The 22,464-nt window shown below is 71.8% G+C and carries 22 protein-coding genes; 7 read left to right on the top strand and 15 right to left on the bottom strand.

The annotated features are described in order from the left end of the window. Positions 1 to 4: 4 nt before the first annotated feature. The 6 genes from NF681_20430 to NF681_20405 all read right to left on the bottom strand — a co-directional run bounded on the left by NF681_20430 (position 5) and on the right by NF681_20405 (position 6,950). Positions 5 to 1,579, bottom strand: coding sequence for an efflux RND transporter periplasmic adaptor subunit (locus NF681_20430; GenBank protein UST56350.1), 1,575 nt, complete (start codon positions 1,577 to 1,579; stop codon positions 5 to 7). 10 nt (positions 1,580 to 1,589) lie between these two features. Further along, on the bottom strand, positions 1,590 to 2,936 hold the full coding sequence (locus NF681_20425; GenBank protein ID UST56349.1) for a TolC family protein: 1,347 nt from the start codon (positions 2,934 to 2,936) through the stop codon (positions 1,590 to 1,592). Positions 2,937 to 3,035: 99 nt separating this feature from the next. Beyond that, a complete protein-coding gene (locus NF681_20420) occupies positions 3,036 to 3,413 on the bottom strand; it encodes a hypothetical protein (protein UST56348.1) in 378 nt (125 codons plus the stop codon). A gap of 149 nt (positions 3,414 to 3,562) precedes the next feature. Beyond that, positions 3,563 to 4,489 (bottom strand): DMT family transporter, encoded by a 927-nt coding sequence (locus tag NF681_20415; protein ID UST56347.1) that lies wholly within the window; start codon positions 4,487 to 4,489, stop codon positions 3,563 to 3,565. After that, on the bottom strand, positions 4,486 to 5,286 hold the full coding sequence (locus tag NF681_20410) for an alpha/beta fold hydrolase (protein UST56346.1): 801 nt from the start codon (positions 5,284 to 5,286) through the stop codon (positions 4,486 to 4,488). Before NF681_20410 ends, NF681_20415 begins: the two co-directional genes overlap by 4 nt. Positions 5,287 to 5,426: 140 nt before the next feature. Then, positions 5,427 to 6,950 carry an SGNH/GDSL hydrolase family protein gene (locus NF681_20405; protein UST56345.1) on the bottom strand — a complete coding sequence of 508 codons (1,524 nt, stop codon included), beginning with the start codon at positions 6,948 to 6,950 and terminating at the stop codon, positions 5,427 to 5,429. Between the two features lie 791 nt (positions 6,951 to 7,741). On the opposite strand from NF681_20405, the gene NF681_20400 reads away from it, so the two are divergent. Further along, entirely contained in the window at positions 7,742 to 9,085 is a 1,344-nt protein-coding gene (locus NF681_20400; protein UST56344.1) for an acyltransferase, read from the top strand. After that, the gene (locus NF681_20395; protein ID UST56343.1) at positions 9,085 to 9,417 is read left to right on the top strand and encodes a hypothetical protein; all 333 of its coding nucleotides are present in this window, start codon (positions 9,085 to 9,087) and stop codon (positions 9,415 to 9,417) included. The genes NF681_20400 and NF681_20395 overlap by 1 nt, the downstream gene beginning before the upstream one ends. Before the next feature lie 73 nt (positions 9,418 to 9,490). On the opposite strand, the gene NF681_20390 is transcribed toward NF681_20395, so the two are convergent. Together NF681_20390 and NF681_20385 are read right to left on the bottom strand one after the other, a co-directional pair. Further along, a complete protein-coding gene (locus NF681_20390; GenBank protein UST56342.1) occupies positions 9,491 to 10,459 on the bottom strand; it encodes a DUF707 domain-containing protein in 969 nt (322 codons plus the stop codon). Between the two features lie 604 nt (positions 10,460 to 11,063). Beyond that, the gene (locus tag NF681_20385; protein UST56341.1) at positions 11,064 to 11,291 is read right to left on the bottom strand and encodes a hypothetical protein; all 228 of its coding nucleotides are present in this window, start codon (positions 11,289 to 11,291) and stop codon (positions 11,064 to 11,066) included. A gap of 180 nt (positions 11,292 to 11,471) precedes the next feature. Between NF681_20385 and NF681_20380 the strand changes: the two genes are divergently transcribed. Continuing rightward, positions 11,472 to 11,966: a substrate binding domain-containing protein gene (locus tag NF681_20380; protein UST56340.1), complete on the top strand. Its 495-nt coding sequence runs from the start codon at positions 11,472 to 11,474 to the stop codon at positions 11,964 to 11,966. Positions 11,967 to 12,049: 83 nt separating this feature from the next. Here the strand turns inward: NF681_20380 and NF681_20375 are convergent, their stop codons facing one another. After that, a complete protein-coding gene (locus NF681_20375; GenBank protein ID UST56339.1) occupies positions 12,050 to 12,565 on the bottom strand; it encodes a hypothetical protein in 516 nt (171 codons plus the stop codon). Between the two features lie 301 nt (positions 12,566 to 12,866). Here NF681_20375 and NF681_20370 point away from each other — a divergent pair, with 301 nt between their 5' ends. Continuing rightward, entirely contained in the window at positions 12,867 to 13,148 is a 282-nt protein-coding gene (locus tag NF681_20370; GenBank protein UST56338.1) for a hypothetical protein, read from the top strand. Between the two features lie 172 nt (positions 13,149 to 13,320). Beyond that, a complete protein-coding gene (locus NF681_20365; protein UST56337.1) occupies positions 13,321 to 15,084 on the top strand; it encodes an alkaline phosphatase D family protein in 1,764 nt (587 codons plus the stop codon). Positions 15,085 to 15,133: 49 nt separating this feature from the next. On the opposite strand, the gene NF681_20360 is transcribed toward NF681_20365, so the two are convergent. The 3 genes from NF681_20360 to NF681_20350 are packed head-to-tail and all read right to left on the bottom strand — an operon-like array spanning position 15,134 to position 18,043. Continuing rightward, a complete protein-coding gene (locus tag NF681_20360) occupies positions 15,134 to 16,129 on the bottom strand; it encodes a tripartite tricarboxylate transporter substrate binding protein (GenBank protein ID UST56336.1) in 996 nt (331 codons plus the stop codon). Between the two features lie 49 nt (positions 16,130 to 16,178). After that, complete coding sequence (locus NF681_20355) at positions 16,179 to 17,045, bottom strand: 3-keto-5-aminohexanoate cleavage protein (GenBank protein UST56335.1); 867 nt, start codon at positions 17,043 to 17,045, stop codon at positions 16,179 to 16,181. After that, positions 17,042 to 18,043: a 3-hydroxyacyl-CoA dehydrogenase NAD-binding domain-containing protein gene (locus tag NF681_20350; GenBank protein UST56334.1), complete on the bottom strand. Its 1,002-nt coding sequence runs from the start codon at positions 18,041 to 18,043 to the stop codon at positions 17,042 to 17,044. The genes NF681_20355 and NF681_20350 overlap by 4 nt, the downstream gene beginning before the upstream one ends. Positions 18,044 to 18,144: 101 nt before the next feature. Here NF681_20350 and NF681_20345 point away from each other — a divergent pair, with 101 nt between their 5' ends. Then, positions 18,145 to 19,080 (top strand): LysR family transcriptional regulator, encoded by a 936-nt coding sequence (locus NF681_20345; protein ID UST56333.1) that lies wholly within the window; start codon positions 18,145 to 18,147, stop codon positions 19,078 to 19,080. Between the two features lie 40 nt (positions 19,081 to 19,120). On the opposite strand, the gene NF681_20340 is transcribed toward NF681_20345, so the two are convergent. The 3 genes from NF681_20340 to NF681_20330 form a co-directional block, all read right to left on the bottom strand. Further along, positions 19,121 to 19,774 carry a Crp/Fnr family transcriptional regulator gene (locus NF681_20340; protein ID UST56332.1) on the bottom strand — a complete coding sequence of 218 codons (654 nt, stop codon included), beginning with the start codon at positions 19,772 to 19,774 and terminating at the stop codon, positions 19,121 to 19,123. 112 nt (positions 19,775 to 19,886) lie between these two features. Further along, positions 19,887 to 21,386 (bottom strand): MFS transporter, encoded by a 1,500-nt coding sequence (locus NF681_20335; GenBank protein UST56331.1) that lies wholly within the window; start codon positions 21,384 to 21,386, stop codon positions 19,887 to 19,889. A gap of 73 nt (positions 21,387 to 21,459) precedes the next feature. Continuing rightward, positions 21,460 to 21,777, bottom strand: coding sequence for a hypothetical protein (locus tag NF681_20330; GenBank protein ID UST56330.1), 318 nt, complete (start codon positions 21,775 to 21,777; stop codon positions 21,460 to 21,462). A 139-nt stretch (positions 21,778 to 21,916) separates the two neighbouring features. On the opposite strand from NF681_20330, the gene NF681_20325 reads away from it, so the two are divergent. Next, the gene (locus NF681_20325) at positions 21,917 to 22,396 is read left to right on the top strand and encodes a hypothetical protein (GenBank protein ID UST56329.1); all 480 of its coding nucleotides are present in this window, start codon (positions 21,917 to 21,919) and stop codon (positions 22,394 to 22,396) included. The last annotated feature ends 68 nt before the right edge of the window (positions 22,397 to 22,464 follow it).

Genomic DNA, 22,464 nt, shown 5'->3' with positions numbered 1-22,464 from the left:
CGCCTCAGTGGGTGTGCGTCGCGGAGCCCTTGCCCTGCTGCGCCTTGACGACGAAGCTGCCAGCGGCCGCGTAGTTCGCGCCGGGCTTCAGACCGCTCGTGACTTCCACGCGCTTGCCGTCGCTGCGCCCGAGCTGCACGGCCTGCGGCACGAAGCCGCCCTCGACCTTCAGAAAGACGACGGGTTTTTCAGCGAGCGTCTGGATGGCTGATGCAGCCACCGTCACGGGCGCATTCACCTCGTTGGCCACCACCTCGACCGTGACGAACAGGCCCGGGCGCCAGGCGTCCTGCGGGTTGGGCAAGACCACCCGCGCACGCGCCGTACGCGTCTGCTCGCCCAGCAGCGAGCCCACATAGGACACCCTGCCATCGGCCGTCGCGTCCGATGCGCCCGCGCGTACCACCACCCGCTCGCCCACGCGGACCTGGGACAGATCGCGCGCGGGCACGTTGAGCTCGGCCCACACGTTCGACAGGTCGGAGATGGTGAACACGGTCGTGTCCTCCCGCACGGCCTCGCCCAGGGCGACGTGCTTCTCGATGACGATGCCGTCGAAGGGTGCGCGCAGCTCCAGCCGGCCCAGCGAGCTGCCGCCGGTGGACGCACCCAGGGTCAGGAGCTTCTGCGTGGCGTTGGCCACCGAGATCTCGGCTTCACGCAAGGTCTGTTGTGCCTGCAGGACGTCCTGCTCTGGAGAGATCTTCTGCTCCCAGAGTGTCTTCTCGCGCTCGTAGGTGGTCCGCGCCAGGGCCTGGCGCTGCTGCGACCCTCGAAGTTCCGAGCGCAGTTCCGAAACCATGGCGCTGGAGACCACGGCCAGCACCTGGCCGCGCTTGACCTTCTGGCCCAGGTTGGCGCTCACGCTGTCCACCACGCCACCCACACGCGGCACGATGTGGGCCGTGCGGTCCTCGTTGAACCTGATCTCGCCGGGGAACTGCAGCGCGCTGCGGATGCTGGCGGGCCGGCTGGTCTCCAGGCTGATGCTGGCCGCCTGGATCTGGGTCTCGGTCATCTCGACCTTGCCTTCCATCTCGGCGAAGGTGAACAGGTAGGACTCCGTAGGCGTTTGCACGGCCACGGTGGCCTCGAAGACATGCGGCTCAGGCACGCCCTGGTCACTGGTCAGCACGCCGCCCTTGGGCGTGAGGTTGATTTCCTGCGTCTCGCCGTTCGGGCGTGTGAGCGACAAGGTGACCGCATTGCCTTCGAGCGGTGCGGGCTTGTCCTTGTTGTAGACCCAGGCCTTGTAGCGCGGGACGCCGCCCTCCTCGACCAGCAGCAGTTCCAGGCCGAAGTCACCCTCGGTGAAGCGCTGCCCACCGTTGGGACCCTTGGGCACTTCCTCCGCATGGCCGGCACCTTCTTCGCCATGACCGTGGCCATCGTCCTTGCCTTCGGATTTCGCAGTTTCGCTGTGCTCGGCATGCTCTTCGGCGCCCTCACCCGGCCTGGACGCCGCGCCGCCGCGCAGGATGAAGGCACCGGCGACGACGCCGAGCGCGATGAGGCAGGCGATGACGACGAGCTGCTTGCGGCTGGGTCGGCCGGCGGCCGTGGACCGTGGTTGAACCATGATGAGTCCTTCAGGGATTGGAGAGGGAAAGGCCGCTGGACAGGGCCGGATCGCCCAGCAAGCGGTCGATGTCGGTGACGGCGCGGTGCGCTTCGGCCAGTGCGCGCAGGTACTGGGCGCGCGCCAGCAGCAGGGTGCGCTGGGCGTCCAGGACGTCGAGGAAGGCGAACTTGCCCAGTTCGAAGCCGGTGGTCGCCGCGTTGAAGGCGGTCAGGGCGCCGGGCAGGATGTCGCGCTGCAGCGTGTCGACCTCGGCCAGCGCGCTGGCGTAGCGCTGGCGCGCCGTGGCGGCGTCCGAGCGCAGCTGCAGCGCCGTGGCGGCGGCCTGGTCCTCGGCCTGGTAGCGCCGGCTGATTGCAGCAGCGATGTTGCCGCGGTTGGTGTCGAAGATCGGCAGCGGGACCGAGATGCCGACGATGGCCTGGTTGCGCCCGAGCGTCTGGTCGCGCTGGCCACCCGCGGTCACGGTGATGTCGGGGATGCGTCGCGCACGTTCGACATTCGCCAGGGCAGCGAAGCGCTGCACCTGCAGTTGTGCCTCGCGGGTTGCCGGTGCGCCGGGCAAGCGGGCCTCGACGTCCTGGACGCTCGGCAAGCCGGGCATCGTCAACGCGTTGCCGTCGAGCGTCTGGTCCAGGGCCGGGCGGCCGAGCAACGTGCCCAGCTGTTGCCGTTGGGTCTGGAGTTCGCCTTGGGCCTGGACGAGCTCCAGGCGAACGCCGGCTTCGGCCACCCGGGCACGGGTTTCCTCCAGCGGCGAGACCTTGCCCGCGCGCACGCGGTTGCTCGCCGCCAGGCTGCCGCGCGCGGCGAGTTCGAGCGAACTCTGCGCGAGCGCGACGCGGTCCTGCGTGGTCAGGGTGACGAAGAAGGCCGCCGTGACGCTGGCGCGCAAGGCCACTTGCCGTGCTTCGAGCTGGACACGGGCCACATCGAGCGCGCGTTCGGCAGCCACGATGCGGGCAGCACGCTGGCCGCCGAGCTCGAAGGGCTGGCTCAGCAAGACCGTGTTGGTGCGGCTGTCGCGCCGGGGGTCCTCCATCTGCGCCGTCAAGGTCGGATTGGGCAACACACCCGCCTGGATGCGTTCGCCCTGGGCGGCTTCGATCTCGCGGCGCGCGACCTGGATCTCAGGGTTGTTGTCGAGCGCGGTGCGAATCGCACCGGCGAGCGTGAGTGGCGGCAAGGCCACCGACCCGGGCGCCACCGGGGGAGCCAAGGGAGCGGACAGCGGGAGCGAACCACCGGGCGGTGGCGCCATGGGCGCTGTGGTCCCCATGCCTTGGGGTTGGGCCAGCGCGTGGCTGCCCGCGAAGGCCGTCAACGCCAGGGCGAACGGCACGAAAAACCTGCACATCGAATTCTCCAGTCATAGGAACGAGACCAAGGAATCCGACGCGTTGTCTGTCAAACCATCATCTGCAAGGGTGTGGGGGTTGGAAGCAAACGCGTCGGCTCAAGCGGCGCGTGCCCATTTAGGGCGTTCGATGCTGGTGATTCGACTGCCTTCGAGGCGTGCGATGGCGACCGCCAGGACGACATGGCGCGCGGGCAGTTCGAACTGCGGCGCGGCAGGGGACGCGAGCTGGCCCGCCACCCCGTGGCAGTAGTGGCAGTCGCTGTGGTCCGAGGCCAAAGGCGTCTTGGACGCCTCTTTGTCCGGCTCGGACGGCGTGTGCTTGGCCTCGGGCGAAGCACCCTCATGCACATGGGCGTGATGCCCGACGTGAAACGAGATGGGGTTGCTCTCGTGCGCGCAGTACGGCGCGGCCGCCGCCCAGCTGAACTGGGCCGGCAGCAGCATCATCAGGACGATGAGGAACCAGCGGGTCATGAGGGGTCGGCGATCGGGGTCTCGGGCGGTGGCGGTGGCGCGGCGGCGGGACCCGTGGCCCTCGTGCCGGCCCCGGGGATGCTAGGCCCGAAAACACGCGGGATCGCGGACCGCGAGATTACATTTCTGTAATCCGGCGGCCCCCGGCGTCAATGCGCCTCGCCGCCGGTGCCGCTGCCGCCCGCGCGCGGCGAGCGCACCACCAGCAGGAGGGACGTCGCGCAGCACGCCATCGCCGCGAGCTGCAGGAGCCCCAGCGGCTCCGCGTGGACGACGGCACCGGTGGCCATGGCGACCATCGGAACCATCACGGTGGCGAGTCCCGAGACCGAGGCGGGCAGCATCCCGACGATCGAGAACCAGGCGATGTTGCCCAGGACCATGGGCACGATCGTGACGTAGCCGATCACGAGCAGCGTCGTCCAGGACGGCACGAAGGCCGCCCCGGTGCCCGTCGCCGCGGCCACCAGCGCGATGGGCACCCCGGCGATCAGCAGCTGCCACCCCGTGGAGACGATCGGCGAGATGCGCAGGGCGCCGCGCTGGAGGATGAGCGTGCCACCCGCCCATCCGAGTCCCGCGAGCAGGCCCAGCAGGAATCCCAGCGGCGCGGAGGCATAGGAATGGCGCGCCGCCCAGGCCAGGCAGCCCACCCCGCAGGCCGCCAGCGCCAGGCTGCCCAGCAGGCGCGCCGAAGGCCGCTCGCCGAACACCAGCCACGACACGAGGGTGGCCCACAGGGGCATGGTGAAGCCGAGCACGGCCGCCTGGCCCGAGGGGATGAGCACCGCCGCGTAGGTGCTGCCCACGTTCCAGACCACCAGGTAGACGAGGGCGGCCATGACCAGCGCGGGGCGCTGGGCCCGGGGCACGTGCAGCGACAGCCGCAGGCCGCGCGCGATGCCCAGCGACAGCAGGCCGGCGCCCAGGAGGCACGTCGAGCGGAAGGTCCAGACCGACACCTCCCTGACGGCGATCGGCAGCAGCACCCAGTTGGTTCCCCAGACGAGCGTCAGGACCACGACCCAGAGCAGCGCCCGGCGCAGGGGACGCGTGGGAGGATCGGGACGGTTCATGGCCGGCCCGGCCGGGCGGCGAGAAACGCCGCGAGCCGCGCGACGACCCGCTCGGGCTGCTCGCGGTGCGGCACGTGGCCGACGTCGCGCAGGACCTCGAAGCGCGCCGGTCCGCCGACGCCGTGGGCGATCGCCGCCGGGTGGCGGTCGCTGCCGTATTCGTCGCGTTCGCCGTGCAGCGCCAGGACCGGGCACGCCACGCGCGGCAGCACCGGCGCCAGCGACCAGTCGCCGAAGGCCGGGTCGAGCCAGCAACCGGTCCAGGCGTCGACGACCCAGGCCGCCTTCGGTCCGTGGTACCTGGCGAGCCGTTCGACCTCGGCGGGATCGTCGAACCGCGCCTTCGCGGCCTGGATGCCGGCGCGCGTCCGCGCCTCGACGAACGCCTGTGCCGACAGCGTCGCCAGCGCCTCGCAGGCGTGCGGCGCCGCCGCGGCGACGTGGCAGGCCATGCCTCCACCGACGCTGTGGCCCACGACGGCGAAGCGGTCGATGCCCAGGGCCGCGCGCACGACCGGGAAGTACCGGGTCGCTTCCTCGGCGATGAAATCGAGCGATGGCCGGGTGGTGCGCGCATCGGAACGTCCGAAGCCCGGGCGGTCGTAGGCGACGACCTGGCGTCCGGTCGCCGCGCTCAGGGCGGCGGGAAAATCCCGCCACAGGGCGACGCAGCCGAGCGAGTCGTGCAGCAGGACGACCGGGACGCCGGCCGCGGCCTCGCCGGCGGGCGACCATCGCCTGGCGAAGATCCGGCCCTCCGGGCCGTCGATCCAGCAATCCGACGCGGCGGTTTCCAATGTCCGGCTCCAGGCCACGGGGCCGGGCGACGCCCGGTCACGACCCGGACCGCATGGCGCCCTCCGGCCCGGATCGGGCTGGCGGGCGTCACCTGCGCAGTATTGCCGACGTCGCGCCGCGTGGCGCTGTGCGGCGTGGTTTACATCGACGCCAGGGCGGCGCGCAGCTCGGTCGTCAGCACTTCGGCCAGGCCGACGATGCCGACCGGGGTGGTGGGGTGCACGCCGTCGGCGTTGAGCCACGTGTCGCCGTTGCCGACGCCGGTGGGCGCACCCGTGCGGCCCTCGCCGGTCTGCCACGGACCGCGCAGGGACGCCCGCGACGTGCCCTGGCTGGTCTTCCAGTTGCCGCGGATGTTGTCCAGCACCACCCACGGTCCCGGCAGGGACTCGACGATCGTCGAGAGCGCGTTGACGACGGCGATGTCGCTGCCGTTCAGGTTGGTCGTGTCGGATTCGTTCGGCTCCCACGGACCGACCACCACCAGCACGCTGTTCGGGTTCGCGGCACGGGCGCCCTGCAGCACCGTCCTCATCGCCTCGAGCGTGGTGGGACCGGTGCCCGGCCACAGGTCGTTGATGCCCAGCTCCACGATCATGATCGTCGGGCTGGCTTCCGTGAAACGGGCCATGCGCGGCGCCGAGCTGGCGCGCGTCAGGCTGTCGCCGTTGATCTCCATGCGGTATCCGGTGCCCCCGACGTGCGTCGCGGTGGTGGCCATGGCGCCCAGCAGACGGGCCTGCATGTCGACGAAGCTCATGCCCGTCTCCTTGAACGCCGAGTGGCCGAGGTAGCTGTCGCCGGTGAACGAGACCGTCACGGGCTTCTCCACCGTGAAGTCGTAGGGCGCGATCGTGGCCCCGGTCTCGATGACGACCTCGGAGATCCAGGCACCCGAGCAGCCGGTGAGGACCAGGTTGCGTGCCTCGTTGGTGCCCAGGTCCCACACCGCGTATTGGTTGTTGGCGGTGTAGTCGATGCCCGAGGGGATCGTCCGGCCGTCCACGACCAGCGACATGGAGCAGAAGATCTGCGACGGCATGGCGACATAGCGGGAATTGGTCCGGATGCCGATGTAGGCCTGCGAGCCGCCGTAGTCGGCGCCGGTGGTCCAGTAGTCGGCCTTGCTTCCGTCGTTGATGTTGTTGGTGACGCCGGCCGAGCGCTTGGCCCACTTGGCGAAGTTGTAGATGTAGGCGACGGTGTTCAGGCGCGGGTTGTCGGCGGCGTCGCCGTTGCCGTTGTTCCTGCCCTCGCCCGAGATCCAGTAGCGCTGATAGGCCCAGGCCGGCGTTTCGCCGGAGGCCAGCAGCGTCGGCACCGGGCCGGTACGGGTGGGAATCGCCGCGACGGTCGTCGGCGCGGTGGCCGCCGCCGCCTTGGCCAGCGCGAGCGGCGTCGCGGCCGGCACGGTGACCACGGGCGTCGGCGTGGGCGTCGGCGTCACCGTCGGCGCGGTCGTCGGCGTCGTCACCGTGGGCGTCGGGGTGGGGGTGGGCGTGGCGACCTGCGGGGTCTGGGCCGAGGTGTTCGGCACGACCGTGCCGCTGCCCGTGGTGCTGCCGGACCCGCTGTCACCGCCGCCGCCGCCGCAGGCCGCGACCAGCGCGACGCAGGCGAGGCTGGCGAGTGAAGCGGTCAGCCGATTTGTCGTAGCGCTCATAGGTGTACGTAGAAGATGTAATGTGTAGAAATTTGTGTAGTACTTTAGATTTAATCGACCTTTTGGTCAAGGTCCGACCGGCTCAGCGGTACGACACCGTGCCGCCACTCTGTGCGACGGGGCTGACGTGAAGGGCGTGGATCACGCGCTCGCGGACGCACGCGCGCGGTGTTTTTCAGAGGAGAACGTACCGGGCGGCGCAGGGCGCGCGGGGGTCATGCATGGGCCGTGCCGGACCGCGTCGGCAGGTGACGGGCCGTGCCCTGAGAACGCGCCGATGGCTTTCGGCCCCACGTCGAGGTCGGGCGGAATCCACACATTTATTCAAACAATGTGCTGAATTTCTCAAGAATTGGCAACTTTTGTACTCGTTCAATTAACATGTTGTCATGAATTCGTGTGGCTTCAGACCAAGTTCCCCCTCGGCCACGCGCCGAGGCAAGAACCTGCCGCGCGGTTTCTTCCACTCGGTCACTCCCCCATGAGGCGCGGGCCGCGCTAGCGGCCCACTCCGGGACCGATGCGCCGGTGCTCGTCCGGCCCGTTTCGTCCCCTGCTGCTTCAGGAGGCCGCCCGGCCCTTCGCCGGACCGCGCCTCGCGCCACGTCGACCCGCATCCGCGGCCGGCGTGGTCCGGAGACCCGGCGCGCGCGCCCACGTCCTCCGCGGCACTTTCGAGCCCGTCATCGTCCGATCTCGCGACACCCCGGTGTGCACCACTGCGGATGTTCCAGCGTCTCGCCGCCGCCGCCGCTCGATGCATTCCCAGTTTCAGTCCAGGTGGAACGACCGTGACGAACACCCTTTTTCCGTTGACCACGGTGGCCTCGATGGCCGCTTGCTTCCTGCTCGTCGCGCTGACGTGCACGGGCCTTCTCGCGCGCCGATGGCCGGCGCTGGCGGCCGGGGGTCCACCGCCCACCGCCTGGATCGACGGCCTGCGCGGTCTGGCGGCATCGCTGGTGCTGCTGAACCACGTGCCCCTGGTCGTCGCCAACCACCTCCAGCTCGCGCCGACGATCGACCCCGACGCCACCCGCATGGCCAACTACCTCGGCGTGGTCGGCGTGCAGCTGTTCTTCTGCATCACCGGCCACCTGTTCGCCAACAAGATCCTCGGCTCGCGCGACGTCGACTGGACCGACTTCTTCGTGCGCCGCATACGGCGCCTGCTCCCGGCGTACCTCGTCGCCGTGCTCGCCGCGCTGGCCGTGGCCGCCGTGATGGTCGACGCCGGTCCGGACTACCTCGGTTCGGCCCTGGTGGCGCTGCCGCACCTGATGTCCTTCGGCATCTTCGTCCTGCCGGACGTGCAGGGTTTCGACATGGGGCGGCTGCTGGGCGTCAACTGGACGCTGGCCATCGAGTGGCGGTTCTACGCCGTGCTGCCGCTGCTGTTCGCGCTGCGGCGCTTCGGCCACCTCAACGGGCCGCTCTCGCTGCTGGTCTTCACCCTGCTGCTGGTGCCGCTGCTCGGCGCGGGCATCTGGCTGTATTTCATCGTCGGCGCGGCGGCCACGCGCCTGCCGAAGGTCGCCTTCGCCCGCGTCCTGCGCGCGCCCCTCGCCTTCCTGACGGTGGGGTCAGTGGCGTCGATGGCCCTGAACTGGGACGACCTGGCGACCCAGAAGGTCGCCCAGGGGCTGCACATCGCCGTCCTGTTCTTCTCGCTCTGCCTCCTCCGCCCGCGGCTTCTGACCGGCCGCGCCGTGACCGCCCTGGGCCACATGAGCTACAGCCTCTACCTGCTGCACATGACCGTGCTGTTCGTGGTGTTCGGCCTGTGCCATGCGCTGCTGCTGGACGTCACCGCGCTGTCGGCGCCCGGCTTCGCGCTGTTGGGATCGATCGGCGTGGTGGCGTCCGTGCTGCTGGCCGCCCTGGCCCACCAGCACGTCGAACGCCGGTTCATGAGCGCCGCGGCCTCGCCGGACGGCTCGATCCTGGCGATCGGCTTCCGCCCCGCGGTCGATGGCCGCCCCCCGGGCAGGCACTTCGCCCGAGTCCGGTCCTTCGGTCTCGGCGTGCGTCGCGCGCGCGACGAGCGGCGGCTCGACGCGGCGGGCGGTCGCGGCAGCGGGGCCGACGGGATGCGCGCCGGCCCGATCGACGAACCCTCGCCGGGAGCCCGGTGATGTACGGCAAGAAACGGCTCGATGGAAACGCCGACGCCCACGAGGACGAAGACGGAGACGGAAGCGGGTCCGCCGCGGCGCGCGCGGCGGGCCGGGAACGGGTCCACTGGTCGCGCAATCGCCTCGACGTCGTCGACGCGAGGGGCGAGGTGCATGCCGTCCTGGTCGAAAGCACCCGGCACGTGACGCGGACCTGGCGCGGCGCCGTGGTGCAGACGGGGGGCGACCGGTTCTTCTTGGCGGCGACCCGCCAGCCGCTCGTCCTCGATCCCGACACCGCCGTGCTGCGCACGGAGGACGGGTCGCGGGAATTCGCCTTCAGGATCGGCTGAGCCGCCGGTCGCGAGGTCCCCGCTCGTGCGGCATCGCCCGACGCCCGGTCGCTCCAGCGCCGGGCCGCATCCCTCAGGTCGCCAGGTCGATCACGTTCGTGTCCACGGCCTGGGGCAGGCTCGTCGCCCGGGACTTCAGCCGCAGCTGGGACGGGCGGTGGGTGGCCTCGGTGAAGGCCTGGAGCAGCTGGCCCACGCCCTTGCGGAAGATCTTGAAGGGCGTCTTGGTCCGGCAGGCCGTCGCGATCAGGTGGGCGCTGTTGCGCAACTGCGTCTCGACGCTGCCCACGTGGCGGCCGCTCGTGGAGATGCCGCCGTAGACCACCGTGCGCTTGGGGAAGTTCTCGAACAGCGCCGTCACCACCTTGACCTCGTCGAAGGGGTTGACGCCCTGCTTGGCGAAGCTGTCGTACAGGGTGCCGGTGTAGAAGGCGCGCGTGTGCGTCATGGTCACCTCGTCGAGCACGGCCGCCTTGTAGGCCGGCTCGGCCATCAGCAGCGCCCAGATGTGGTCGGCGCCCCAGCCGCAGACGTACTTCTCGATGATCGGCAGCAGCGTCTTCATGTAGGACGTCTTGATGCACGGGGACATGCACTCGAGGTGGTTGGTGTAGCGCAGGCTGAAGCCCGGGCACTGCATGAGCACCGGATAGGACACGAAGCTGTCCATGGACATGGCCGGCTGCGCGATGGTGAGGTCGTGGGCCACGGCCATCTCGAAGATGCGGTTGATGCCGCGCGCGTCCATCAGCAGGTCGTCGTCGGGCAGCATGACGTAGTCGTAGCGCTCCAGGAGCTCGGGGTGGGCGCGGAAGTGGCGCGCGAGGCTGTCCCACTTGGTTCCCTGGTCGACCACGGTGGGCAGGTCCGCATCGGCGATCTGCGCGGCCGTGTCGCCGTAGGCGTTGAGCTGCAGGTCCCACGTCCTCGTGCACGAGGTGTCCTCGGTCCACGCCCGGTGCAGCGACTTGCCGCCCACGCGGCCGATGACGAGGTAGCGTTTGGACGGCTGCGCCGTGGCGGATGGGCGGGTTGCGGTCATTGGGAAGGCTCTCGGTCGGAACAAAAAGTGGAGGGACTCGAACCTCGAACCGCGACGCACGGAAGGCATGACGAACGCGGTGCGGTCCTGGCGACCGGGCGACCCTGGCGAATCGTCGCCTCGTCACCCGGTCGGAGCCGACCACCCGGTTTCCGCTGCCCCCACCCGTCTGAAATTCGTGAGTTCTTAAGTACTCAATGTAACTTCAAATTGCATGAAGTTGCAACTACTTTCATGACGTTTCCGACGCGTCATCCCCCCGTTTTAGGACGCCCACGCACAACGTCGACACGGCAGCCGACGAGGCAAATCCGCGGCTTCACCGACTTAGTTCACGCGGGCGGCGGTTCTTCCATTCCGCGCCCGATCTTTCAGCGTCCCGGCCTCCCAGAATCGCGCCGTCCCGGGCCACCGCGCCACTCCGGCCACGGCGCGCAGCGCCCACGGCCGACCACGGCGCCGTCCCTTTCATCCATTCCGAACGAACGCAACCATGCTGGCTTTCCTGTGGCGACATTCCGCGAGTCTTCTCTACGCTTCCTATGCCATCTGCCTGATGACATTCCTCTGAGCCGCGCGGCCGGCCCGCCGATGGTGGTGGGCCTCAGTTCGGCATCATGGTCGCGCAGTCGATGTCGCGGCGCGCCGTCGCGTCGTTGCGACGCATGTGGGTCGTGCCGATCATGGCGCTCTGCTGGCGGCACTGCTCCCGGGTCGACGCCGACGTGGCGGGGCTGGTGGGGGTGGAATTTCCCCCCGGCATCATCGAGCAGCCCGCGACGAGGCAGGCGGTCGCGGCCAGGAGGGAGGACATCGAAATCAGGCGTTCCATGGTGGGTCTCCTTTTTGTGGTGAATTCAACCTAGAACCAAAGAATCCGGTCCTGTGTAGTCCGATGCCTCGCGCCGCCGCTGCCCATGCGAAGGCGAGCCGCGCGGCGATCCCGGTGGCGTCGGGACATCGGATCGCCCCGTCGCCTCAACCGGTGGCGGTGCGTTGCCAGCGGCGCGGCGTGAAGCCCGTCACCTGCGCGAAGACGCGCACCGTGCGCCTGCTGCTGGTGGGCGCGCCCGACTATTTCGAGCGGCATGGCCACCCCGCCCACCCGCGCGATCTGGCCCGGCACCGGGCGCTGCGCTACACGCACGCGCGCGTGGGCGACGCCTGGCGCTTCCACCATCGCGTCCACGGCGACTTCTCGCAGGTGGTGCCGGCCGCCCTGCAGATCAACAACGCGGAGGCGCTGGTGCCCGCCCTGCGGGCCGGCCTGGGTCTGGCCATGCAGCCGGAATTCCTGGCCTGGGACGACCTGCGCGAGGGTCGCGTGCAATGCACCCTGGCGGACTGGGAGGCTCCGAGCATCGCGCTGCACCTGGTCACGCCGCCCGGACGGGCCAAGCCGGCGCGGGTGCAGGCCCTGATCGCGTTCCTGGCCGACCATTTCGCCCGGGCGCCGTGGGCCGCGGACGCGATACCGGCAACGGCAACGGCAACGGCAACGGCCTGAGCGTCCCGACCCGGGCGCCCGAGGTAGCGCCCATGAAAAAACGGCCCACCCGGGGCCGTTCTTTTCGAGGGGATCGGACGGGCCTACTTGCCGTCGCGGTCCGAATCCCCGGGGACGGCGCGCTCGACCTTGTCGCTCAGCCGGTTCCAGGCATCGCGGCTCGCGTGCTTGGCACGGTCCCAGTCGAGCGAGGACGTGCCCCTGGACTGGTGCCAGTCGCGGCCCAGGTCGGATTCGACGTCGTCGAACTTGCGGTCGGGATGGCGCGAGAAGGCGTTGACGCCATAGCCGTAGGCCGGACCGTAGTCGTCGTAGTTGGACCCGCTTCCGACATAGGACCGGCTCGCGTAGTTGTCCTTCCAGTACGCGTCCTCGGCCACCGGGTCGGCGGCCGCGGACTTGCCCGCGAGCGCCCCCGCGACGACCCCGACGGCCGCCCCGACGAGCGCGCCGACGGGACCCGTCATCCCGCCGATCGCCGCGCCGGCGGCCGCGCCGCCCGCGACGCCGCCCACCGCGCCGCCCAGGGCGGCGCCCACGCCCGTGGCCGTGCCGTCGCCGGTCTTCTTCACGCCATGATCGTTGGTCAAATCGGACATTTGGAGGTCTCCTTGTGGTTGATGGAAATCGCACCTTGTGCCCCTGGACTGCCGAAAGGGCGCGACCTTCTCCGACATCGCGGAGGGCCGGCGGATGGATAAGCCGTAAGGCCTCGCCTACAGCCGGGTGAGTCGGTGGTCACGTCCGCCCGGCCGGGGTTCCGCCCCGGTCGGTCGGCGTCGGCGTCGGCGTCCCGCGCGTCGTGTCGCCGGGCGGCAGGCATGCCGGCCGGATCCGAGGTCCAATCCACCGCCTTTCCACCGAACAACAACACAGCCATCGCGTTGCATGGAAGAACACATGGATCATGCCGATCTGGAGATATCCCAGGAAGTCCGCCTCGTGGCCCTCAGGCAGCTGGTGGCCTATGCCATCGCGGCCGCCCATCCGGGCCTGCCGGAAACCGACGCGACCCTGGACGAGGCGGGCCGCAAGATGATCAGGAACTGCGTGGAAGCCGCGAGCGCGCTGGCCGACGGCCGCACCGCGTCGCGCAACGCCGTCGTCTCCGAGTTCGCCGAGGAGGTGTCGCAGGTGATGAACCTCGCGAACGCCTACCGCAAGGAGATGCGCGCGCGCTGAGGCCGGCGGGCCGGACGCCCGGAATGCGCATTCGGTCACGCGCGCGCCCTCCGCGACCGGGGCGCGGGGGAGCGGAACCACGCGTTTTGCTCGACCCTCGGGGTTCCGCGCGCCGGCCGGCCGATCGACGATGGGCCGGCCCGCATTGCCCCTCACCCCACCGAAGCGCCCCATGCCCGCCAGCGACGACCCGCACCACCGCCACCCCCGCCCTTCCAGCCTTCCCGACGCGCCACCGGACGCGGCGGCCGCCGCCACGGGCGGCACGCGACGCTCGCTGATGCGCGGCGCGGTCCTGTTCGCGATGTTCGCGGGCAGCGGGATGGGCCTGTCGGCCTGCGGCGGCGGCGGCTCGGACGGCGACGGCGAGGCCGGCCGGCCCCCGGAGGGACCGGACACCGCCTTCCGGCACGGCGTGGCCAGCGGCGATCCCCTGGCCGATCGGGTCATCCTGTGGAGCCGCGTGACGTCCGCCGCGCCCGGCAGCCTCAACGTCGCCTGGGAGGTGAGCAGCGACGAGGCCTTCGGCGTCGTCGTCGCGCGCGGCACCACCGTCACGGGCGCGGAGCGCGACCACACCGTGAAGGTCGATGTGTCGGGCCTGCAGCCGGCCAGCGTCTATTTCTACCGCTTCGCCGTGGGCGCCGACCGGTCCCCGACCGGGCGCACCAAGACCCTGCCGGTGGGCGGCGTATCCCAGGCCCGGCTGGCCGTGGTGTCGTGCGCCAACTTCCCGGGCGGCTACTTCAACGTCTACGCGGACATCGCCCGGCGCACCGACCTCGACCTGGTGCTGCACCTGGGCGACTACATCTACGAATTCGGCCCGCTGGGCTATGCGTCGCAGTTGGCGATCGCGCTCGACCGGGTGTCCACGCCCGAGCGCGAGATCCTGACGCTGCAGGACTACCGCCAGCGCCACGCCCAGTACCGCACCGACCGCGACCTGCGCGCGATGCACGCTCGGCTGCCCGTGATCGCGGTCTGGGACGACCACGACCTGGCGGACAACGCCTGGGCCGGTGGCGCCGGCAACCACGACGAGGCGACCGAAGGCAGCTTCGCGGCACGCCGCGCCGCCGCCGTGCAGGCCTACCACGAGTGGCTGCCCACGCGCCTGCCCGATCCCGCCAACCCGCTGCGGATCTATCGCTCCTTCGACATCGGCACGCTGGCGTCGCTGCACATGCTCGACACCCGCCTGATCGGGCGCGACAAGCAGCTCGACCTGGACGCGTACCTCGACGGCGAGGCCGCCTCGCCCGCGCGCCAGCTGCTGGGCGCCGCGCAGGTCGACTGGCTGGCCGCGCGCATGGCGGCGTCGGCGGGCACGTGGCAGGTGCTGGGCCAGCAGGTGCTCATGACGCGCATGGCCGTGCCGCTGAGCCTGGCCAGCGCGATCACCGCCGAGACGCTCGCCGCCTACGTGCTCGCGGTGGCCACGCCCGAGGCCGCGCGCAGCGAGGCCCAGAAGGCCCTCGTCGCCCAGCCCAAGGCGCCCTACAACCTCGACGCCTGGGACGGCTACCCGGCGGCGCGCGAGACCGTGCTGGCCCTGGCGCGCGACCAGGGCAAGAACCTCGTCTCGCTTGCGGGCGACACGCACAACGCCTGGGCCGGCGAACTGACGGACGCCGGCGGGCGGCGCGTGGGCGTCGAGTTCGCCGCGCCGTCGGTGTCCTCGCCCGGCTTCGAGCGCCTGCTGCCCCTGATCTCCAACGACCTGCTGGCCGACGGCTTCCGGCGCATGGTGGACGACCTGCGCTACGCGCAGACCAGCAAGCGCGGCTACCTGGTGCTGACCCTCACCCCGGGCGAGGCGCGCTGCGACTACGTGGAGGTGAGCACCGTGCTCAGCCGCGACCACGACGCCCGGGTCGCGACCACGCTGCGCGTCCTGCCGGGCGCGGGCAACCTGCAGGTGCTCGGGGGCTGAGCGCGGGCCCTGCGGAGCGGCGGCTCGGCGGCTCGGCGGCTCGGCGGCGTCAGTCCACCGTCACGCCGGCGTCCTTGACCAGCCGGCCCAGGCGCTCGGCATCGCGCTGGACCAGGTCGCCGAAGGCCGCCGCCGTGCCGGCCACCACCGGCGTGCCGATGGCCTCCCAGCGCTTGCGGAACTCCGGGTCGCGGAAGACCGCGTTCACGCTGGCGTTGAGCCGGTCCACCACCGGCGCCGGCGTGCCGGCGCGCACGGCGATGCCGTGCCAGGCGGTGATCTCGTAGCCGCCCACGCCGGCCTCGGCCATCGTCGGCACCTGGGGCAGGGTCGGGCTGCGCTGCGGCGAGGTGACGGCCAGCGGCACCAGCTTGCCGCTCTGCAGGTAGGGCAGCGAGCTGCCCAGGATGTCGAACATCACGTTGACCTGGCCGCCCAGCAGGTCGTTGAGGGCCGGCCCCGCGCCCCGGTAGGGGATGTGCTTGATCTGCGTCCGCGCGAGCGTGTTGAAGAGTTCGCCGGCGAGGTGCTGCGGCGTGCCGTTGCCCGCCGAGGCGTAGCTCAGCGTGACCTTGCCCGCCCGGGCCAGGGCCAGGAATTCCTTGACCGAGGTCACGCCCACCGAGGGGTGCACCTCCAGCACCAGGGGAAAGGCCGAGAGCTGGACCACCGGCGTCAGGTCCTTGGCGGGATCGAACGGCATGCTGCGGTAGAGCGACGGGTTGACCGCCATCGGCCCGCTCGCCGCGAGCAGCAGCGTGTGGCCGTCGGCGGGGGCCTGGCGCGCGACCTCGGCGCTGCCCAGGTTGCCGCCGGCTCCGCCCTTGTTGTCGACGATCACGGTCACGCCGAGCTGCTTCTGCAGTTCCGGCGCCAGCATGCGCGCCATCAGGTCGGTCGGCCCGCCCGGCGGATACGGCACGACGAAACGGATAGTCCGGGACGGAAAGGCGGCCGGCTGCGCCGACGCGGCGAGCGGCGCCGCGAACAGGGCCGACGGCAGGGCCGCGGCGGCGAGCCAGCGGTGGAACGTTCTTCTTTTCATGAGGCTTGTCTCCAAAAAAACCGGAAGGGCGCGCGGCGGCGGGTCGGCCTCAGCGGCCGCCGAAACGACGGCGCACCTGGTCGGCGGTCGCCAGCGGACGGCCGAGCGCGGTGGCGGCGTCGGCCACCTGCGCGACCAGCGCTCGGTTGTCCGGCGCCAGGCTGCCGTCCTTGCGCCGCAGGTTGTTCTCGAAGCCCACGCGGGCGTGCCCGCCGAGGGCCGCCGCCGCCGTGACGCAGGCGTTCTCGGTCGCGCCGAAGGCGCAGACCGCCCACGGATGCGCGCCGTCGTGGGCGGCCAGGAAGGGCAGCAGGTCGCGCGGGTCGGAGGTCTGCCCGGTGGTGTAGCGGCCCAGCACGAAGAGCAGGAACCACGGCGCCTCGGGGATCGCTTCCGCCGTGCGCAGGGCCTGCCAGCGGCGCACGTCGGCCACGTCGTAGAGGATCACCTGCGTCATCACGCGCTCGCGCGCGAGCCAGCCGAAGAAGTCCCGCAGGCCGCGCTCGCCGATGTCGGGCTTGTCGATCTCGCGCAGGCCGACCGACACCGCCTCGGGCCGGACGGCGCGCACCATGGCGATCTGCTCGGCCGCCTGGTAGCGGCCCGCCGCCTCGCTGGTGACCTGCAGCACCATCTCGTCGCCGACCGCGCGGCGCACCGTCGCCAGCGCCTGCAGGTAGCCCTCGGCGTCCAGGCTGTGGCGGCCGTCGGCATCGCGGATGTGCATGTGGAGCATGGCGGCGCCGGCGTCCAGGCACGATCGGGCGGTGCGCGCCAGGGCCTCGGCGGTGATGGGCACGCCGGCATGGTCCGAGGGCATCTTGTAGGCGCCGTTGGGCGCGACGGTGACGATCAGGGCGTCGCCGGGCTCGCCGGGGTCGCCGGCGTCGTGGGGGGAAGGCGTCGGATCGGTCATGGGCGGGGTTCCGTGGGAGGTGGCTGGACGGGGTCGGCGGGCGCGTCGTCGCGCTCGATGGGCGGCAGTTCGGGGGCGAGCAGGGCCAGGCCCTGGCGCAGCAGGGCGTCGTAGCGGGCGCGCTCGGCCCGCCGCCGGTCCTCCGGCCAGTCGAAGAAGCCGCGCCCGGTCTTCATGCCCAGGTCGCCCCGCGCCACGCGCTCGCGCAATGCCAGCGCCGGCTCGGGCGTGTTCGAGAGGGTCGGGTACATCGTGGCGGCGGCGGCGCAATGCACCTCGATGCCGGCGTGGTCGCGCTGCAGCACCGGGCCGGCGGCCAGGAAGCGGAACCCGAAGCCGAAGCGCACGGCCGCGTCCACGTCCTCCGGCGACGCGACGCCTTCGTCGATCAGCGCGAAGGCCTCGCGCGCCAGCGCGTGCTGCAGCCGGTTGGCCAGGAAGCCCGGCTTGTCCTTCCTCACCAGCACCGGCACGCTGCCGCAGGCGCGCATGAAAGCCGCCAGCCAGTCCGCGCGGTCCGGGTCGCTGCCGGGACCGCGGACCACCTCCACCAGCGGCACGAGGTGGGCCGGCATGAAAAAGTGCAGGCCCAGCATGCGATCGGCCGACGCCAGCCCGGCCCCGATGGCGCTGATCGGAAAGCTGGAACTGTTGCTGGCCAGCACCGCGTCGGCGGGCGCCAGCTCGACCAGCCGGGCGAACAGGGCCTGCTTGGGGGCGAGCTGCTCGGTGATGCACTCCACCACCAGCGCCACGTCCGGCCAGTCCACCGCCTCCAGCCGGTCCACGGCAGCGATGCGCTCGGCGCGCCGGCCGAGCCCGATGGCGTCGAGCTCGCCGCGCGCGTGCGGCGCGAGGCGCGCGCGCTGCCGCGCCTCGGGCTCGACCACCGTGACCCGGGCGCCGCCGCGCGCCAGCACCACGGCCACGTCGGCCCCCATGGTGCCGCCGCCGACGACGACCGCGTGCGCATCCCGCGCGTTCACCGAACCTTGCATGCTGCGTGTCTCCTGCCGGGTCGACGCGACCCGTGTCGCCGCGCAGTCTATGCAGCGGCGATTGCAAGGTCCAGACGATTCTTTCGATAGACTGATCGGCTGTGAAGATCAATTGGACCGCGCAAGAACTTGACGTCTTCCTGACCGTCGTGGACACCCTGAGCTTCCGGCGCGCGGCGCTGCGGATGCACCTGTCGCAGCCGGCGGTCTCGGGCACCGTGGCGCGCCTGGAGGCCATGGTCGGCGCGCGCCTGTTCGACCGCACCACGCGCTCGGTCCAGGTCACCGCCGCCGGCCTGGTCTTCGCCGAGCAGGCGCGCTTCGTGCGCCACCAGATGCAGGAGGCGCTGCGCCGCGTGCGCGCGGTGGTCGACGCCGAAGTGGGCCGCGTGGCGCTGGCGGCGCTGCCCTCGCTGGCGGCGACGATCGTGCCGCCGGCGTTCGCCCGCTTCGCGGCCGACCACCCCGGGGTGCAGCTCGAACTGGTCGACAGCCTGTCGGTCCCGGCCTTCGAGATGGTGCGCGCCGGGCGCGTCGACTTCGCCCTGACCGCGGCCAATCCGGCCTACGCCGACCTCGACCACCTGCCCCTGGCGGCCGATGCGTTCGTGCTGCTGCTGCCGTCGGACCATGCGCTGGCGCGCGGCCGCACGGCGCTGGCCTGGGCCGACGTCGCGGCGCTGCCGCACGTCTCGATGCCCGCGGGCACCAGCGTGCGGCAATACGTGGACGAGGCGCTGCTCTCGCACAAGCTGCGCTTCACGCCGCGCTACGAGGTCGAGCACCTCGCGACCATCGCCGCCATGGTGGCCGCCGGCCTGGGCGTCAGCGCCCTGCCGGAACTCGCCGCGCGGGTGGCGCAGCGCCCCGGCGTGGTCGTGCGCGGCCTGCACGCGCCGGTGCTGCGGCGGCCCATCGGGCTGGTCAGTCCGCGCCACCGGGGGCTGTCGCCCGCCGCCCAGCGCATCGTCGCCCTGCTGCGCGAGGAGATGGCGCGCGAGCACCCCGCCGGCGCCGGCCGCGCCGCACCGGCCTGAGCGCCGTGGCGCCGATGGCGGCGCCGACGCCGATGCCGGGCTAGGGGATCGCGCAGGAGCCGTCCGGCCGCATGACGATCACGCCGTGGTCCTTCAGGCGCTTCATGACGCGCGTGACCATCTCGCGCGAGGCGCCCACGCTCTTGCCCAGGTCGCTCGAGGAAATGCGCTCGCGGATGACCGGGGTGCCGTCCTCGTCCGGCCGCGCGACCTCCTTCAGGTACTGGACGACGCGCTCCTGGGCGTTGAGCAGCGCCAGGGATTCGATCTTCCGGTCGGCCGCGCGCAGGCGCTGCACCAGGTTCAGCATCAGGCTGTGCGGCAGGGAATGGGGCGCGGGCAGGCAGGCCTCGAAGGCGCTGCGCTCCAGCATCAGGACCTCCGTGGGCACGACCGTCTTCACGCTGGCCGAATGCGGCTCGCTGTCGATCAGGCTCATCTCGCCGAAGTAGTCGCCCTGCTCCAGCACGGCGAAGATCACCTCGCGCCCGCGCTCGTCCTTGGTCACGACGTGGGCGCGCCCGACCAGGATGACGAAGAAGGCGTCGGACTGCCGGCCCTGCTCGAAGATCAGCGCGTTGCCGCCGAACTTCCGCTTGGTGAACGCGCGCTCGAGGATGTCGGTCTGGGCTTCGTCCAGCGACGTGAACAGGGGCACCCTCCGGAGCAGGTCCCGATTGGAAAGCAGGGTCATTTTTCTCTCTGGTCGGTTCTGCCCGGCCGCCGGACGGCGCGATCGTGGTGCCCCAGTATCGGCGCGATCGCTAAATTCTTTATGAATATTGCGTGCGCGGCCGTCGCCGGCCTCAGCCGGCGGTGTCGTCGCGGGCGCGGCGGCCATCGCGCCGCCACTGGGAGACGCGCGCGAAGGAGAACACGCCGCCGATCACGCCGCCGATGGAGGACAGGTGGTTGACCGTGCGCAGCGCCTCCAGCGCCAGCTCCTGCATCACCACGCGCTCGGAGATCTCCGCGCCTTCGCGCACGCGCGACAGCGCGTGCATGACGTACAGGCCCAGCAGGGCCGACAGCGCGAACAGGAACTCCCAGTGCGCGAAGCCGAAGACGACCATGTCCTCGGACCGCACCGGCGACATCCACCGCACGATCAGCGACAGCTCGCTCTGCGCGAGCGCCTGGGCGATCGCCCCGCCGATCAGCGGCGCGGCCCCGCCCGCGAGGGCCGACACCAGCCCGATCACCGCCAGGTAGGCCGTGCCCCGGCCCTGCGGCGCCAGCTTGAGCCCGATGTTGCCGGTGGCCAGCGCGATGCCGCCCGAGGCCCCGCCCATGACCACGTGGAGCAGGCCGAGGAGCGCCAGTTGCACGCGGTCGGACGCGACCGCGGCGGCGAACACCAGCCCCAGCGTGCCGGCGAAGTACGCCGGCAGCGCCACCGCGAGGATGGCCTTGTTGGAGAGCCGGTCCGACAGGCGTCCCCAGAGGTAGAGCGCCACGGCGTTGGCGAACTGGCTGGTCACCCACAGGCCGGTCACGGTCGCCAGCCCGTAGCCCAGCTGGCGCAGCAGGTACACCGTGAGGAACGGCGCGGCGATGTTGCTGGCCAGGTTCCAGGCCGCCAGCAGGACGAGCAGCGGGCGGAATTCCCGGTCGCGCAGCGGTTCGCCGAGCATGACCCGCCACGTGGGCGCCGGACCTTCGGCCGCGGCCATCGCCGGCTCCGGCGTGCGTGCCAGGCACCACGAACTCGCCAGCCCCGCCAGGCCGGCGCCGGCGAACGCCGCGGCATGGGCGAAGCGCGGGTCGCCGAACGGCGCGTGGTCGATCAGGTGGCCGGCCGCCAGCGTGGCGGCGCAGGCCAGCACGCTCGCCACCAGGAGCCGCCGCCCGAAGAAGGCCCCCAGGCTGGCGGCGGGCAGGAACTGGTGGAACCACGAGTTGATCGCGCACGCGGCCATCGACCCCAGCACGGCCACCACGGCCTGCCCCGCCACCAGCAGTCCCACGCGCGGCGCGTCCACCGGCAGGAAGGGCAGGAACCCCAGCGCCAGGATGACCACGCGCGCCAGGGTGAGGGTGCTCACGCCGATGCGCTTGCGCCGGCGCAGCCGCTCGACCAGCAGCGTGGTGGGCAGCTGCGCCGCCTGCGCCATGAACGGGATCGCCGCCAGCAGGCCGATGGTCATCGGATCGGCGCCCAGGCTGAGCGCGAAGGCCACCAGCACCACGCCACCCGACCACGCCCCGGTCACGCTCGCCCAGGCCGCGTCCCAGACCAGCAGGCGCTTGCCGTCCGCGAGCGCCCCGGCGGACACCTCGGGAACGGGCAGGAGGGCGTCACGCACCGGCGCGGCCGGCGTGCCGGCGGCAGCGGGGCGCGGCGCGGCGCGGTCGGCGCGGTCGCTGCGCCATGGCCGTTCAGCCCGCGCCGCGCGGCGTGCGGCCGGCGCCGCCGCCGCCCTTGCGCGCGCTCACCTGGTTCTGGGGACCGGCCCCCAGGGTCTGGCGGTCATGGCGGCTCTCGGGGGTGCGCCGGCCCTGGTTGGTCTGGGTGGGCGCCTGGTCGCCGACCTGGTTGTGGGCGTTGGCGACCTTGCCGCCGTGGGACGCGGCCGGCGTGTCCTGCGTGTCCTGTGGCGTGGCGCGCGCCCCCGCGGCCGGGCTGCCGACCTGGTCGCGTTCCGGATGCCGGTCGCGGGATTGTTCGCTGCGAAGGAAGTCCTGTTTCTTGCTCATGGCTGCTCCGTCGGTGGATGACTGACCCCGTGGCGGGGCAAACGGCATGCCGCGCGAGCGGCGCGGCCACGGCACCCGGTTTGCTCGACCGGCCGGGCCGAACGACCCGGCCCGACCCGCCCCCCACCCCGCCCGCGCCATGACCCGCATCCCTGCCCTCCACCCTGTCCGCACCGCCATGCCGTCGCCAGCGCCGATGCCGCCGCCCGCGCGCGTGGCGCCGTCGGACCACCTGTTCGCCGAACTGCTCGACGCCTGCCGTCCCAGCGGTGGACTGGCCCGCCACGGCGAGGTGGCCGGGCGCGCGGCCCGCCGCAGGCCGGACGGCGCGGCCTGGCTGGACGACTGCCTGCGCCGCCGCGCGCTCATCGCGTTCGACTGGCACGCGGGGCCGTGGCTGCCGCTGTTCCAGTTCGAGCCGTCCGACATGTCCCTGCGCGAGTCGGTGCGTCCGGCGCTGGCCCAGCTCGGCCACGTGATGGACGGCTGGGAACTCGCGGCCTGGTTCGTGCGACCGCAATGCGTGCTGCAACATCGCGCACCGATGGACCTGCTGGACACCCAGCCGGCGCTCGTCATGGACGCCGCCCGGCAGGCGCATTTCGTGCGGGCCGCCTGAGGCCTGCGCGCCGCGCGCGGACCCGGCATCCGATTTGCCACGGCAGGGAGGATTCCAACTCCACCCGG

The sequence above is a fragment of the Comamonadaceae bacterium OTU4NAUVB1 genome (assembly GCA_024372625.1).
In the GTDB taxonomy this organism is placed as follows: Bacteria; Pseudomonadota; Gammaproteobacteria; order Burkholderiales; family Burkholderiaceae_C; genus Variovorax.
Note: the sequence above shows the minus strand (reverse complement) of the source record. Positions and strands in the feature narration are given on the sequence as shown.

Coding starts and splice junctions, on each gene's coding strand:
- NF681_20430 (UST56350.1), bottom strand. CDS start 1,579: ATGGTTCAACCACGGTCCACGGCCGCCGGCCGACCCAGCCGCAAGCAG.
- NF681_20425 (UST56349.1), bottom strand. CDS start 2,936: ATGTGCAGGTTTTTCGTGCCGTTCGCCCTGGCGTTGACGGCCTTCGCG.
- NF681_20420 (UST56348.1), bottom strand. CDS start 3,413: ATGACCCGCTGGTTCCTCATCGTCCTGATGATGCTGCTGCCGGCCCAG.
- NF681_20415 (UST56347.1), bottom strand. CDS start 4,489: ATGAACCGTCCCGATCCTCCCACGCGTCCCCTGCGCCGGGCGCTGCTC.
- NF681_20405 (UST56345.1), bottom strand. CDS start 6,950: ATGAGCGCTACGACAAATCGGCTGACCGCTTCACTCGCCAGCCTCGCC.
- NF681_20395 (UST56343.1), top strand. CDS start 9,085: ATGTACGGCAAGAAACGGCTCGATGGAAACGCCGACGCCCACGAGGAC.
- NF681_20390 (UST56342.1), bottom strand. CDS start 10,459: ATGACCGCAACCCGCCCATCCGCCACGGCGCAGCCGTCCAAACGCTAC.
- NF681_20385 (UST56341.1), bottom strand. CDS start 11,291: ATGGAACGCCTGATTTCGATGTCCTCCCTCCTGGCCGCGACCGCCTGC.
- NF681_20375 (UST56339.1), bottom strand. CDS start 12,565: ATGTCCGATTTGACCAACGATCATGGCGTGAAGAAGACCGGCGACGGC.
- NF681_20370 (UST56338.1), top strand. CDS start 12,867: ATGGATCATGCCGATCTGGAGATATCCCAGGAAGTCCGCCTCGTGGCC.
- NF681_20365 (UST56337.1), top strand. CDS start 13,321: ATGCCCGCCAGCGACGACCCGCACCACCGCCACCCCCGCCCTTCCAGC.
- NF681_20360 (UST56336.1), bottom strand. CDS start 16,129: ATGAAAAGAAGAACGTTCCACCGCTGGCTCGCCGCCGCGGCCCTGCCG.
- NF681_20355 (UST56335.1), bottom strand. CDS start 17,045: ATGACCGATCCGACGCCTTCCCCCCACGACGCCGGCGACCCCGGCGAG.
- NF681_20350 (UST56334.1), bottom strand. CDS start 18,043: ATGCAAGGTTCGGTGAACGCGCGGGATGCGCACGCGGTCGTCGTCGGC.
- NF681_20340 (UST56332.1), bottom strand. CDS start 19,774: ATGACCCTGCTTTCCAATCGGGACCTGCTCCGGAGGGTGCCCCTGTTC.
- NF681_20330 (UST56330.1), bottom strand. CDS start 21,777: ATGAGCAAGAAACAGGACTTCCTTCGCAGCGAACAATCCCGCGACCGG.
- NF681_20325 (UST56329.1), top strand. CDS start 21,917: ATGACCCGCATCCCTGCCCTCCACCCTGTCCGCACCGCCATGCCGTCG.